Below are 14,019 nucleotides of genomic sequence, written 5' to 3' on the forward strand. Positions count from 1 at the left end.
GGCTTTTTGTCAGGGCTTTGCCAGCGCTCCACGATGCTCGCGGCAGGAGGATGGCTTGCGATGTCTTGCCTCTCCGAAATGAGCATTACGGCGCCTGCACCAGGCCGCCGCTCAGTCTGCGGAGCGCAATTTCGGCCTGCTTGGCCGAGTAGCGAATGTCGAGCAGGCGGGTTTCGGCATCGAGCTGGTTGCGCTGGGCTTCGCGCAGGGCCAGGGGCGTAAGCAGGCCCAGGCGGTAGCGCTCCAGGGCAATGTCCACGTTCTGACGGGCCAGCTGAATGTTGGTTTCCTCGAGCTCGAGCAGCTGAAGAAAATTCTGGTACTGGGCGAAAGCCGTGGCCGCGTTGGCATCGAGCTGCAGGTCGGTCTGGGCCAGGGTGAGCTTGCTTTGCTCTTCCGCCACGCGGGCGTTTTGCTCCAGCCGACGAATGTTGAAGCCGTTGAAAATGGGCATCGTGGCCGTGATGCCGTAGTTCAGGCCCGTGGTGGTATTGGTGCTGGTGCTGAGCACCGGGCCGGTGGGCAGCGTGATAAACTGCGCGTTGTTGATGTTGCGGTTGGTGCCGTAGCCCGTCACGAGGCCGATTTGCGGAAAGCGCGAGGCATGGATGAGGCGGCGGTCGTACTCCGCCACATCCAGCCCTAGCCGGGCCTGGGCCAGGCGCGGGTTGTTGGCCTTAATGCCCGCCGTGATGGTTTCCTCGTTCAGGTCGCGCGTGACGGTCAGGCTGTCGCTGGGCTCGAAATCGAGGCGCGGCGTGCGGCCCAGCAGGTTGTTGAGCGTGATTTTGGCCGCCGCCAGCGCCTGCTGCTGTTGTAGAAACAGGCTGCGGTCGGCGTTGTAGTCCACGCGGGCGGTCAGCACTTCTACTTTGGCGCTCACGCCCACGTCCACCTGGGCCTGGGTGAGGTCGATGCGGGCCTGGCCGATTTTCAGGGCTTCTTCCAGCGAGGTGATTTTGCCGGCCTGGCGCACCACGTCGTAGTAGGCGTTGGTCACGGTTTCCACGGTTTCCTCCACCGTGGCGCGGGTAACTTGCTGCTGCTGCTGGCGCAGGGTTTTCAGCCGGTCGTAGGCAATAAACATGCCCAGGCCGTCGAACAACGTCCAGCCCAGCGTCACGTTGGCATTCAGCAGGTTGGAAGTGCCGCCGTTTATCACGCGCGGGTCGTTGTCGCCCACCCGCGAGGTGATGTTGTTGTTGTTGAAGGTCCGCGTCAGGTTGGCGTTGAGGTTGGGCAGCTGCCCGGCGTTGCCGCGCGTCACGTTGTTTTCGGCAATCTGCTCATCTTTCCGCGAAAGCAGGATGCCGTAGTTGTGCTGCAAGGCCTCGGCAATGGCCTGCTGCAGCGACAGCCCCGGGGCCGGGGCTACCGTGGCCGGCCGCGCCAGCTGCTGGGGCCGCGCCACGGGTATCTGCTGGCCGAAGCTGGCGACGGAGAGAATGGAAAGAAAAAGGAGGGCGGGGAATTTCATAGATGGAAATAGGACAAAGCTGGCGCGCGTCTGTGACGCGTGCCTACTGGTTTCGAGTCTCCGACTCGGTCGTTGAACGGGGCAGCAGGAGGTTGCCCGCGCGGCGAGCCGGAGGCTCAAAGCCAGCCGGCACGCGTCACAGACGCGCGCCAGCATCGGTTATCAGGCCGTCACCGCTTCCGGCACGGCCATTGCTTTTTTGGCCGGGTGCTTCTTGGCCGTGGCGAAATACGAGTACATCACCGGCACCACAAACAGCGTGAGCGCCGTGGCAAACAGCAGCCCGCCCACCACGCCAATGCCCATGGCCCGGCGGCCCAGCGCACCCGCGCCCTGCGCCAAGGCAATGGGCAGAATGCCCAGCACGGCGCACAGGCTCGTCATCAGAATGGGGCGGAAGCGGGCGGCCGCGCCCTCAATCAGGCCGGTCATGTAGTCGGCCCCTTTTTCCACGCTCTGGTTGGCAAATTCCACGATGAGGATGCCGTTTTTCGTGACGAGGCCCACCAGCATGATGATGCCGATTTGCGAGAACAGGTTCATGGTCTGGTTGAAATACCAGAGGCTGAACAGCGCCCCGGAAAGGGCCAGCGGCACCGTAATCATGATGATGCCGGGGTCGCGGAAGCTCTCGAACTGCGCGGCCAGAATGAGGTAGATGAGCACCAGCGCGAGGCCGAAGGCGAACAGCACCGAAGAAGAGCTTTCAGCAAAGTCGCGCGACTGGCCGGTGAGGGCCGTGGAGAACGAATCGTCCAGCTGCTTGTCGGCAATGGCCTGCATGGCCGCAATGCCTTCGCCCAGCGTCTTGCCCTTGGCCAGCGATGCCGAGAACGTGGCCGCGTTGTAGCGGTTGAAGCGGTAGAGCTGCGGCGGCGTGCTCTTCTCTTCGAGGCGAATCACGTTGTCGAGCTGCACGAGCTTGCCGCTGCGGTTTTTCACGTTGAGCGTCCGCACGTCGAGCGGCTGGTTGCGGTTTTCGCGGGCCACCTGGCCGATAATCTGGTACTGCTTGCCGTTTCGAATGAAGTAGCCGTAGCGCTGCCCGCTGAGGCCGGCCTGCAGGGTCTGGCTGATGTCCTGCACGCTCACGCCCAGGGTCTGGGCCTTTTCACGGTCGATGACCACGCGCAGCTCGGGCTTGTTGAACTTCAGGTTCACGTCCACGAAAGCGAAGGTTTTGTCGGCCTGCGCGGCTTCCAGAAACCTGGGCACGGCGGCCGTCAGCTTCTCAAAATCTTGGCTTTGCACCACGAAGCCCACGGGCAGGCTGCCGCCCTTGCCACCGGAGCTAATGCTTTGGTCCTGAGCAACCGATACGCGGGCGCCGGTGTATTTCTTTACCGTGGTGGTGAGGATGTCGGCCAGCTGCTGCTGGGTGTGCGGCCGGTTTTCAGGGTCTTTGAGCAGCACCCGCATAATGGCCGAGTTGGCCGCGCCGCCGCTGCTGCCGCCGCCCGGCGAGGTCACGGTCAGGATGTTGTCGGCATCCTGGCGCGAGCTGTCGGTCAGGGCTTTGGTGAGCTGGTTCACGTAGCCGTCCATGTATTCGAACGAGGCGCCTTCCGGGGCAGTGGCGTTGATGCTGATGCGGTTGCGGTCTTCCACCGGGGCCAGCTCGGAGGGCAGCGTCTTCATAAAAAACCAGATGCCCACGCCCGTCAGCGCCACCAGGCCCCAGGCCAGCCAGCGGCGGCCGAGGAAGGTGACGAGGGCATCGCGGTAGCCGTTGGTGAGGGCCTGGAAGAAGGGCTCGGTCTTGCGGTAGAGCCAGTTGTGGCTTTCCTCTTTTTTCAGCAGCCGCGAGCACATCATGGGCGTGAGGGTGAGCGACACGAAGGCCGAAATCAGCACCGAGCCCGCCAGCACAATGCCGAACTCGCGGAACAGCTTGCCCGTGATGCCCGACAGGAACACCACCGGCAGAAACACCGCCGCCAGCACGATGGTCGTGGAAATAACGGCCATCAGAATTTCCTCCGAGCCCTTCTTCGACGCCTCCAGCGGGGTTTCTCCTTCCTCGATTCGGCTGTAGATATTCTCCAGTACCACAATGGCATCATCCACTACCAGGCTGATGGCCAGTACAATGGCCAGCAGCGTGAGCACGTTGATGGAAAAGCCCATCAGGTCCATCACGAAGAAGATGCCGATGAGCGAAACCGGGATGGCCACCACCGGAATGATGGTGGAGCGCCAGTCGCGCAGGAATAGGAAAATCACGACCACCACCAGCACGAAAGCTTCGATAATAGTGTCTTCCACCTCCGCAATCGAAGCCCGGATGAAGACCGAGTTATCGAAACCAGTGCTGACTTTCAAATCTTTGGGCAAGTCGTTCTGGTACTGCTTCATCCGCTTGTTAAACTCGTCGGTGATGGCAATCTGGTTGGCGCCGGGCTGCGGAATGGCCATCAGGCCCACCATCGGAATGCCGTTTCGGCGCAGGATGGTCTGGTCGTTTTCGGGGTACAGTTCGGCGTAGCCCACGTCCGTCAGGCGCACCAGCGAGGTCGGGTCGTTGCGGATAATCAGGTTGTTGAAATCGGCTACCGACGAGAGGCGGCCCATGGTGCGCAGCGACAGCTGCGTGCTCTGGCCCTGCACCGCGCCGCTGGGCAGCTCCACGTTTTCGCGGGCCAGGGCCTGCTGCACGTCCACCGGCGAGATGCCGAGGGCCGACATTTTCACGGGGTCGAGCCAGAGGCGCATGGAGTATTTGCGCTCGCCCCACACCCGGATTTCGCTCACGCCCGGAATGGTCTGCAGGCGCTCCTTGAGCACGTTGTTGGCGTAGTCGGTCAGCTCCAGCAGGGTGCGCGAGGAGCTGCTTAAGTAGCTCAGAATGATGGGGGAAGAGTCGGCGTTGGCCTTGCTCACGGTGGGCGGGTCCACGTCGCGCGGGAGCTTGCCCTGCGCGCTCGATACCTTGTCGCGCACGTCGTTGGCGGCGGCTTCGAGGTCCACGTCGAGGTCAAACTCCACCGTAATGGTCGACGCGCCGTCGCGGCTGGTGCTCGACAGGTTGCGGATGCCGGCGATGCCGTTGATGCCTTCTTCGAGCGGCTCCGTTATCTGGCTCTGAATGACATCGGCCGACGCGCCGGTGTAGCTCGTCTGCACCGTGATAATGGGCGGGTCCACGCTCGGGTACTCGCGGATGGCGAGCGAGCGGAACCCGATGGCCCCAAAAATCACGATGAGCACGCTCATCACGATGGCGAGCACCGGCCGGTTGATGCTGACGGAGGAAAGGCTCATAGTATGATGATTTGTGGGAACGCGCCAGGGCACGTTCTATCGTTGCAACCGTTGGTAATTACGACCGCCAAACGCGTTACGACCGCCGAACGCGCCATGGCGCGTTCCTACTGAACTGAAACCCGGTCGCCTTCCTTCACCTGCAGAATGCCGGTGCGGATAACCGAGTCGCCCACGGCCAGGCCTTTGGTAATCTGAATCACCTTGTCCGAGCGCACGCCGATGTTGACGGTTTGCACGGCGGCCTTGCCCTTTCTCACCACAAACACCGTGTAGCCGCTGGCCACCGGCACCACGGCTTCGGTCGGGATTTGCAGGGCCTCGGCGGTTTCGCCCAGCTCCAGGTTCACCTTCACGAAGCCGCCGGGGCGCAGCTCCAGGTTCTTGTTGGCGTACACGGCCCGCACCGGGAGGGTGCGCGACACGGGGTCAATCTGCGGATTGATGGCGTACACTTTGGCCTCGATTTTCTGGGTCGTGGCCTCGTCGGTCACCAGCACCGGGTCGCCCACGCGCACGGATTGCGCGAAGCGGCTGGGCACGTTGAAGTCGATTTTCACCGGCTTCACCCGCGAGAGCGTGGTGATGGCCGTACCCGGCGACACATACGCGCCCACCGACGTGTTGCGCAGGCCCAGAATGCCGTCGAACGGCGCCCGCACGTAGGCCTTTTGCAGGGTCACGCGTAGCGCGGCGAGGTCGGCCTGGGCCGTGAGCAGGGCGTTCTGGGACTGCTCGTATTCCTGGCGGCTGATGTACTCCTTGGCCAGCAGCGTGCGCTGGCGCGCTTCCTGGTCGCGGTAGAGCTTGATGTTGTATTCCTGCTTCTGCAACTGGGCCTGCACGTCGGCCGCGTTGATGGTGAACAGCAGCTGGCCCTTGCGCACCGGCTGGCCCTCCTGAATATTGAGGCTGGTGATTTTGCCCGAAATCTCGCTCTGGATGGTCACCGCCTCATCGGCCAGCACCGAGCCGGTAGAAGCCACTTCGTCGGAAAGCCTGGTGGCAGCCACCACGTACACCTGCACCGGCACTTTGCTGCCCGCGCCGCCGGGGCCGCCTTTGCCGCCCTTGCCACCGCCCGCGCCACCCTTGCCGCCGCCTTTTTCGCCGGCGGCCGGGCTGGGAAAATACTTCACCTTGGCCCAGGCCATGCCGCCGATGATGATGGCGGCAATTAGCCAGCCCAGCCAACTGCGCTTGCGTTTGGGCGGCGTAGGCGTAGCAGGGGCGGAAGGCGCGACAGCAATGTTCTCCCGATTTTGGGGAGGGGCAAAAGTTTGGTTTTCCAAGATATTAGAGAAAGGAAGCGGCGGAATTTCGCAGTTTCTTATATACGGCAATAACCGCTAGCAGAGGCAGTTGCTTCGGGTAAATCGAACGTACATAGTGCAAATTTCGCTCGAAAGGTTGCGCATCTGGCAATAAATAGACGTAGAACGGCATCACCCTGACCAAGACTATTTTCGTCCCGATGAAGCCTGCTGCCCCCATCGCGCCCGAGCCCCGCAATTTTTTCCAGGACGTGCACGAGGTGGTGCGCCTCGTGCCACGCGGCCGCGTGACCACCTACGGGGCCATTGCCCACTACCTCGGTGCCCGGCACGGGGCCCGCACCGTGGGCTACGCCATGCTGGCCGCCCACACCGCCGGGCAGTACGTGCCGGCCCACCGCGTGCTCAACCGCCTGGGCCACCTCACCGGCCGCCTGCACTACGCCACGCCCACTGCCATGCAGGAAGCCCTCGAAGCCGAAGGCGTGCGGGTAGAAGAAGGCCGGGCGGTGGATTTTGCCAAGCTGTTCTGGGACCCGGGTGTGGAGCTGGCCTAGCGGCGCGCCGGGGCGCGTGGCCCGGCCTGCCGGCTACTTGCTCCGGCTTTTGGCCCGGGCCTTGAGCTGACGGATTTCAAAATCACCGCCCTTGGCGGTTACCTGCTCCAGCGGGGCCGTGGCGGGGTCCGTCGGGTTGCGGCCGATTCGCACGTAGTTGGTTTTGCCAAACGCGGGGAGAAAGCCCAGGCACGGTCCCGGTGCCCCGGCCAGGCAGATGCGGGGCTCGTGCAGCTTATCGGTCCAGGGAATGGTCAGGAACTGGTTGTCGCCGAGCTCGCCCACCGGCTTATCGTTCAGCAGTACCTGAAGGGGGCCTCCGGCCGTGCCGGCCCGCCGGTAGATGCAGAGCATGGCCGTGTCGGGAGTCGCGGCCAGGCCGGGGTCGTCGAACAGCGAGATGCCGCCGGTTACCATGTTCAGGGTGTAGGGCGTGGGCTGGTCGTTGGTAGCGCCGGCGGCAATGGCCCCGCCAACAGCGCCGCCCACCAGGGCCCCGGTACTCACGGCCCCCGGGTCGGCCCCCGAAAAGCCAACGAAGCCAAACGTGCCGTTCTTCTTTTCCAGGGGCACGAAGTGGCGGTGATGGAAAATGTAGAGCTGCTGGCCATCGGAAAAGCCCCACGCGCTGCGCAGGTAGTCCTTGCCACCGCTGGCCGTGGCAAAATAGGGCTTCGCCTCCGTGGTGCCTTCCCAGCCCTTGGCTTTGCGGGGCACGGTTTCGACCAGCAGCTCGTGCCGGACCTCGGGCTGGTTGTTGCGAAATGCCAGGAAGGTAGGGAAGTAGCCCTTCTGCCGCACCGAATCAGTCAGAATCGGATAAGCCGGGTTGCCCGCTGCCAGCCGGCCCACCTGCTCGAGGTAAGCCAGGGGGCGGGCGGGCTGCTCGGCGGCTTTGGCCCAGCTGATGCCCTGGCACTGCGCAAGGCAATGCCGGAGCGCAAGGGCGAGGTTGGGCGAGTGGCGGGAGGTCGTTTCCATGCCTTTGCCTTCAATAAAATCGCTGGCGCTCAGCGCGTAGTGGTAGCCGTCGGACAGGTGCACGTAGGCATCGAAGGCCAGCTCCAGGGTGGCTTTTTCGTAGAGCGCGGTTATTTCTTCGGCTAAGTGGAGCTGCCGCACCACCAGCACCAGGCGCGGCGTATCGGCCGCGCCGGCCGGCAGCTGCGCTTGCAGGTACGTGGTGAGGGCTGCGGCTACGGTGGGGCGCAGGCCGGCCACCTGCGGAATGTTGTTGAGCCCGCGATGCACCGTGCCGATGCCGGCGCGGTTGGGGCGGCCATCCAGCACCTGCTCGATGGCGAAGGCCGGGGCCGGAAGATTCAGGGGCTGCGCGGCCAGGTCAACGTAATAGACCTGCCCGCAAACGGGGCCGGCAAGGAGGGAGAGCAGGATGCCGGCCAGGTAAAAAAAGAAGCCTCGATTCATTCCCCAAAGGTACTGGAGGCAGTTTCTTTCAGGGGAGTGCCCGGCTTTTCCGGCATTCTTCATCAATTCATTACGTGCGACTCTTTATAGCCGGCCCCCGCTGTGCAGTATATTTGTAGTCCCCGGAGCGTGCCGGGTGATTTTTCATTGGTATGAAGCACTTTGTTACTGTCTTTTTTGCGGTCCTGCTTACCCTGCCGGCCCTGGCCCAGAACACGTTTTCCATCCGTGGGCGCGTACTTGATAAAGTATCCGGCGAAACCCTGCCCGGCGCTACGGTGCAGGTAACCGGCAACGGCCAGAACACCGGCGGCGGCGCCGACAGCGACGGCAGCTACAAAATTGCCAACCTGCCCGCCGGCACCTACACGGTGCAGGCCAGCTTCATCGGCTACAAGCCGCTGACCCAGACGGTGAAAATCACCACCCAAAACGCGGTGGCCACGTTCCAGCTCGATGCCGATAATGCCAGCCTCGACGAAGTGACCGTGGTGGCCGCCCAGGCCCAGGAGCGCCTCACGCCCGTGGCCTTCTCGGCCGTGAACGAGGTGAAGCTGCGCGAAACCCTCTCGAACCGCGACCTGCCGATGATTCTCAACGAAACGCCCGGCGTGTACGCCACCCAGAGCGGCGGCGGCACCGGCGACTCGCGCATCAACGTGCGCGGCTTCGACCAGCGCAACGTGGCCGTGATGGTGAACGGCGTGCCCGTGAACGACATGGAAAACGGCTCGGTGTACTGGTCCAACTGGGACCTGGGCGACGTGACGAAATCCCTGCAGGTGCAGCGCGGCCTGTCGGCCTCGAAGATTGCCGTGCCCTCGGTGGGCGGCACCATCAACGTGCTCACCAAGGGCGCCGATGCCAGGAAATCGGTGCTGGCCCGCGTAGAGGGCGGCTCCAACAACTACCAGAAATACTCGCTCATGCTCAGCTCGGGCGAGCTGAAGGGCGGCTGGGCCTTCACGGCCTACGGCTCGCGCCGCACCTCCGATGGCTGGGTGCAGAAGGCGTTTGACGATGCCTGGACGTACTTCGGCACCGTGAGCAAGCAGGCCGGCCGGCACAACCTGTCGCTCACCGGCCTGGGCTCGCCCCAGAGCCACGGCCAGCGCGCGTTCCCGCTGCTGGTGGGCGTGTATTCGGATGAGAAAGCCCGCGAAATCGGGGCCAAGCTCCAGGTGAACGGCAACAAAGGCTTCGACTACAACCCGTACTGGGGCTACATCGACCGCTACCAGATTGTGGGCACCAACAACAAGGTGAGCCGGGGCCGCGAAGTGCTCAACGAGCGCACCAACTACTACCACAAGCCCCAAATCAACTTCAACGACCTGTGGCATGTGAACGATAAGCTCTACATCTCCACGGTGTTGTATGCATCGTATGGCACCGGTGGCGGCACCAGCGGCCTCACCAGCGGCAACTCCACCACCATCTCGACCAACAACGTAACCGGCCAGACGGATTTTCAGAAAATCTACGACGACAACTACAACAGCCCCAGCAACCCCACGCGCAAGGCCACGCAGTTCCTCATCAACAGCGTGAACAGCCACCGCTGGTATGGTTTCGTGGTGGGCGGCGACTACCTGCTGAACGACAAGCTGACCCTTTCGGCCGGCGTGGACGGCCGCGACTATACGGGTCTGCACTACCGTGAAATCCGCGACCTGCTCGGGGCCGATTACGCTGCGCCCATCGGCGATAAGAACACGCCGGCTACCACCCGCCTGGGGGTGGGCGACAAAATCGGCTATAACTACGACGGCAAAACCCGTTGGATTGGCGGTTACTCGCAGCTCGAATACAAGACCCCGCTGCTCTCGGCCGTTATCAGCGGCACACTGTCGCAGGTGGCGTACAAGCGCATCGACTACTTCCAGCTGCGCCAGGCCGATGGCAGCGCCGTGGCCACCGACTGGACCCGCTTCACGGGCTACAGCGTGAAGGCCGGGGCCAACTACAACCTCACCGAGCACGACAACCTGTTTGTGAACGTGGGCTACAACAGCAAGGTGCCGTTCTTTAACCTGCTCTACACCAACGCCGGCCGCAAATACGACAACGTAAAGCCCGAAGGCATCACCAGCGCCGAAATCGGCTACGGCATCAGCTACCCCAGCCTGAAGGTCAACATCAACGCCTACTACACGCTGTGGGCCAACAAAACCACCACCTCGGTTTCGACGGCGACCGGCGAGGCCATCTACAGCAACGTGCGCAACGTGAATGCCCGCCACATGGGCGTGGAAATGAGCGTGGCGCAGGAAATCAGCCGCAGCCTGCAACTGAACGCCGCCATCTCGCTCGGCGACTGGCGCTGGACCGGCCAGGGCCTGCTGAACCAGACCAAGGAAGACGGAACGCCCACCGGCCTGCTCGACCAGCCCGTGTACCTCAACGGGGTGCACGTGGGCGACGCTGCCCAGAACCAGTTTCAGGTGGGCCTGCGCTACGAGCCGTTCCGGGGGGCGTTCATCCGGCCCTCGTTCCTGCTGTTCACCAAGTACTACGCCGACTTCAACCCCGAAACCATCCTCGACCCCACCACCAGCAGCGACTCCTACCGCCTGCCCACCTCGCGCAACCTCGACCTGCACCTGGGCTACGACTTCAAGCCGGCCCTCAACAACAAGGTGCGCTTCGGCATCAAGGGCTCTATCCTGAACGTGCTCAACGAGTTCTACTTCACCGACGTATCGAACCGCTCCAACTCCAACTCCGCCAGCCTCGACCTGCTGCAGGCCTTCTTCAACCGGGGCCGCACGTTCACCGTGGGCCTGTCGGCCACGTTATAAGGCGGATTGAACGGGGCAATAGGAAACCTGTCATCCTGAACAAAGCGAAGGACCTTATCACGCCAGAACTAACTGTTCGAACGTGATAAGGTCCTTCGCTTTGTTCAGGATGACAGACTTATTGCTAGCGGGCCCCCGCGGCGGCGGCGGCCAGCACGGCGCTGCGCATTTCTTCGGGCGAGGTGTTTTTAACGAGGTAGCTGTGCGCGCCTTCGGCCAGCACGGTGCTCACCAGCGAGGGGTCGTCGTGCATGGAGATGATGACCACGCGCACGTTGGGAAACTGCGTGCGCAGCAGGCGCGTGGTTTGCAGGCCGTCGAGGATGGGCATCTGCATGTCCATCAATATCACGTTGGGGCTGATGCCCTGGTCGAGGAGCTCAAGCAGCTCCTGGCCGTTGCCGGCCTCGCACACCACCTCAATGCCGGCGTAGCCGCTGAGGAGGGCGCGCAGGCCCTTTCGGAACAAAATGTGGTCGTCGACAATAGCCAGACGAACGGACGGAGCATTGCCGCCAGTGGGAGAGAGAGGAGGAGTCATGAGTTAAGCGAAAAGGCTGGGGGAGGCGTGCCGGCGGGCAGCAGCGTCACGGGCAGCGTCGCCTCGACGCGGGTGCCCCCGCCGGGTTCTGAATGATAATTGAGCTGGCCGCCGAGCACGGCCACGCGGCTGCGCAGGTTGATGAGGCCCATGCCCACGGGCTGGCCGTGGGGGCCGGGCGGCGGCATCTCTTCCAGCGTGGCCACGTCAAAGCCCTGGCCGTCATCGGAATAAACCAGGCTGAGCAGGCCCGGGACCGCGGCCACGCGCAGCACAATGTGCCGCGCCTGGGCATGAATCAGCCCGTTGGTGAGCAGCTCCTGCGCAATGCGGTACACCATCAGCTCGTGCGGCGGAATAAGACGGCCGAGCGTGCCTTCCTGCTCCAAGTGTACCTCGGGGCCGCTGTCGGCGGGCACGGCCTGCACCAGCGCCCGCAGCGCCTGCGTGAGGCCCAGCTGCTGCAGGGTGGCGGGCTGCAGGTTGCGCGAGATGCGCCGCACCTCGGCCACGGCCTGGTCGATGAGGGCGCTGGCCTCGGGTGAGGGCGAGCTGCCGGGGGCATAGAGGTGCAGCTTGGCCAGGGCCAGAATGGTGCCCACGCCGTCGTGCAGCTCGCCGGCAATGCGCTGGCGCTCGTCTTCCTGGGCCACCAGCGCGGCGGCCAGGGCCTGCTGCTGGGCGGCTTCCTGGAGGTGGGCTACTTCCTGCTGCTGCCGCAGCTGCACCCGCTGGTAGCGTACCACAAACCACACCAGCCCAAGCACAAGCAGGAGCAATGTCGGAGTGAGGAGTAGCAAGGGAAGAAGGGTGTTCACATGAATGCCCCTGGCGGGCAGGTAGCGCAAAGAAGCGGAAAAATGCTCATTCGGCTGCGCTGCTGGCGCGGCCGGATGAGAAAAAAGAGCAGCAGGAAGTTAAAATAGGCAGTAGCCGGAACATTCACCGGATACGGCCCGCCAGTCAGGCAGTCGCAAGGGTAGTGGCAGCAGTGGAAGAAGCATCCGGCAGCTCGGCATTGTCGGGCTGGGCCCGGAGCAGCGCCAATGTCAGAAAACCATTGAAGTTGAGACTGGCAAGGCAGATAAACGCGAAATAGTAGGCCGAGTCCGGTGAGAAGATGCCGATATTGGCTGCTGTGGCCGCGAAAGCGGCATAGAGCAGATTCGCGACACTCAGCAGCCAAATCGGGTTGTAGGTATTAAAAAGCTTGTTGGCTGGGTGCAGCGTCTGGTCGAGGTAAACCAGCGCATAGCCCGCCAAAACGGTGATTTGCATGATGCGCGCCGCATTGGATGCCACTTTCCAGTCATACAGCAGCAGCCCGGCCGCAATGCAAAGCACCAGCGCTACGCTCCAGCGCAGCAGCGTATGCGCACGGCCCGGCAGCAATACCTGCTTGTAGACGGCCGCGAACAGCAGCATCTTCCCCATGTTGAACCCTACCAGTATCAGCAGGTTATTGTGCAGATAGTGGGCCGCGAGCTTGCCGATGATGACCGAGGCCGCTGATAAGTACACGTATTTGCTGACCAGCCGAACGGGGGGCGCGAAGCTGCGCCCCCGCCACCAGGTGACAAGCATGGGTGCCAAAATGCTCACCTGCATAAATGTTTCAAGCCATTTCATGAGCTTGAGCTGCATCTCGACCGGCATGGCTATTGGGGGTTGGTAGAGAGTTGGTTAGCTATTGAGCTCGTTGGGCTGGCTACAGCAGTCGGGGCAGCCTTTCAGCTCATCGGCCACGATGAAGCCATCGCCGAGCTGGTCGTTTTCCTCCTGGTCGGCCCCCACCAGCACCAGAGTGGGCGTGGCTCCGTTGAGGCCGTAATAGATGCGGATGCCCATGCAGCCCGGTTGGGCGAGAAGCTGTTCCAGAATTTCGCGGCCGGCAAAGTAGGCTCTGACTTCGCCCGGATGCTTGTCCTGGTATTTGCGGGTCCATTCTCCCGCCGTACCCAACGGTATCGGGCTTCCTTCGGTACCATTAAATGGCATAAGCGTAAGGTATTGAAAACAATTGAAGAAAAAGAAGTTCGTATTGGATGTAGGGGCCAAATATAGGCCGCCTATACAGAAAACGATATTTCCGTTCAAAAATACTTACCACCCCCGGCCGGGCCCACCCGGCAGGTGGTCGTGCGCGTCGGGGTCGTCATCTGCTTCCTCCTCGGGCGCTTCGTCCGGGTCGTCGTCCTCTTCTTCGTCCAGCGTATCAAAAACCCGGTCGAGCGACGCCTCGGCGTGGCGCAGCTTGTGGCGGCACAGCCGAATCAGCTCGGCCGAGCGTTCGACGCGGGTGGTGAGGTCGTCCACATCCACGGCATCGGTTTCCAGCGCCCGCAGGATGGTTTCCAGCTCCTCAATGGCTTCGCGGTAAGTCATGTTTTTCAATTAACAATTAATAATAATGAGCAATGAACCATTGCTATTGAGCACTGAGCAATTAACCATGAGCAGCGAGATTCCGGCAACTGTTCATTGCCCATCGTGCCCTGCTAACTGGGATTGAAGCAGCCGCCGCTCGGCGCGGTGCAGCTGGCGCTCGGCGGCCAGCTGGAGCTGGTAGCGGCGGTGCAGCAGGGTTTCGCGCCGCTTCTGGTGGTGGCGGGCAAAGCGCCGGAGCAGCACGCGGCCCCGCTGGCGCAGGCCGCGCTGCTCGCGGGCCAGGGCGCGGCGG

The 14,019-nt window shown here is 62.9% G+C and carries 12 protein-coding genes; 2 read left to right on the plus strand and 10 right to left on the minus strand.

Annotation, left to right across the window (positions count from 1 at the left end; genetic code table 11):
- Positions 1-85: 85 nt before the first annotated feature.
- The 3 genes from ACYVHT_RS10740 to ACYVHT_RS10750 form a co-directional block, all read right to left on the minus strand.
- Positions 86-1,477, minus strand: coding sequence for a TolC family protein (locus ACYVHT_RS10740; protein ID WP_460551034.1), 1,392 nt, complete (start codon positions 1,475-1,477; stop codon positions 86-88).
- Positions 1,478-1,639: 162 nt separating this feature from the next.
- On the minus strand, positions 1,640-4,738 hold the full coding sequence (locus tag ACYVHT_RS10745; RefSeq protein ID WP_460551037.1) for an efflux RND transporter permease subunit: 3,099 nt from the start codon (positions 4,736-4,738) through the stop codon (positions 1,640-1,642).
- A gap of 107 nt (positions 4,739-4,845) precedes the next feature.
- Complete coding sequence (locus ACYVHT_RS10750) at positions 4,846-6,030, minus strand: efflux RND transporter periplasmic adaptor subunit (RefSeq protein ID WP_460551040.1); 1,185 nt, start codon at positions 6,028-6,030, stop codon at positions 4,846-4,848.
- Positions 6,031-6,212: 182 nt separating this feature from the next.
- Between ACYVHT_RS10750 and ACYVHT_RS10755 the strand changes: the two genes are divergently transcribed.
- Entirely contained in the window at positions 6,213-6,569 is a 357-nt protein-coding gene (locus ACYVHT_RS10755; protein ID WP_460551043.1) for an MGMT family protein, read from the plus strand.
- A gap of 33 nt (positions 6,570-6,602) precedes the next feature.
- Here the strand turns inward: ACYVHT_RS10755 and ACYVHT_RS10760 are convergent, their stop codons facing one another.
- Positions 6,603-7,997: a hypothetical protein gene (locus ACYVHT_RS10760; protein WP_460551045.1), complete on the minus strand. Its 1,395-nt coding sequence runs from the start codon at positions 7,995-7,997 to the stop codon at positions 6,603-6,605.
- A 152-nt stretch (positions 7,998-8,149) separates the two neighbouring features.
- Here ACYVHT_RS10760 and ACYVHT_RS10765 point away from each other — a divergent pair, with 152 nt between their 5' ends.
- On the plus strand, positions 8,150-10,798 hold the full coding sequence (locus ACYVHT_RS10765; RefSeq protein WP_460551048.1) for a TonB-dependent receptor: 2,649 nt from the start codon (positions 8,150-8,152) through the stop codon (positions 10,796-10,798).
- Between the two features lie 124 nt (positions 10,799-10,922).
- On the opposite strand, the gene ACYVHT_RS10770 is transcribed toward ACYVHT_RS10765, so the two are convergent.
- The 6 genes from ACYVHT_RS10770 to ACYVHT_RS10795 form a co-directional block, all read right to left on the minus strand.
- Complete coding sequence (locus ACYVHT_RS10770; protein WP_460551051.1) at positions 10,923-11,339, minus strand: response regulator; 417 nt, start codon at positions 11,337-11,339, stop codon at positions 10,923-10,925.
- Positions 11,336-12,118, minus strand: coding sequence for a sensor histidine kinase (locus ACYVHT_RS10775; protein WP_460551054.1), 783 nt, complete (start codon positions 12,116-12,118; stop codon positions 11,336-11,338). The genes ACYVHT_RS10770 and ACYVHT_RS10775 overlap by 4 nt, the downstream gene beginning before the upstream one ends.
- A 184-nt stretch (positions 12,119-12,302) precedes the next feature.
- Entirely contained in the window at positions 12,303-12,995 is a 693-nt protein-coding gene (locus ACYVHT_RS10780) for a hypothetical protein (protein ID WP_460551057.1), read from the minus strand.
- A 27-nt stretch (positions 12,996-13,022) separates the two neighbouring features.
- Entirely contained in the window at positions 13,023-13,337 is a 315-nt protein-coding gene (locus tag ACYVHT_RS10785; RefSeq protein WP_460551060.1) for a hypothetical protein, read from the minus strand.
- Between the two features lie 105 nt (positions 13,338-13,442).
- Positions 13,443-13,724, minus strand: coding sequence for an exodeoxyribonuclease VII small subunit (gene xseB / locus ACYVHT_RS10790; protein WP_460551063.1), 282 nt, complete (start codon positions 13,722-13,724; stop codon positions 13,443-13,445).
- A gap of 93 nt (positions 13,725-13,817) precedes the next feature.
- On the minus strand, positions 13,818-14,019 hold a 202-nt coding region (locus tag ACYVHT_RS10795; RefSeq protein WP_460551066.1), incomplete at its 5' end, for a hypothetical protein.

The organism is Hymenobacter daeguensis (genome assembly GCF_054780555.1).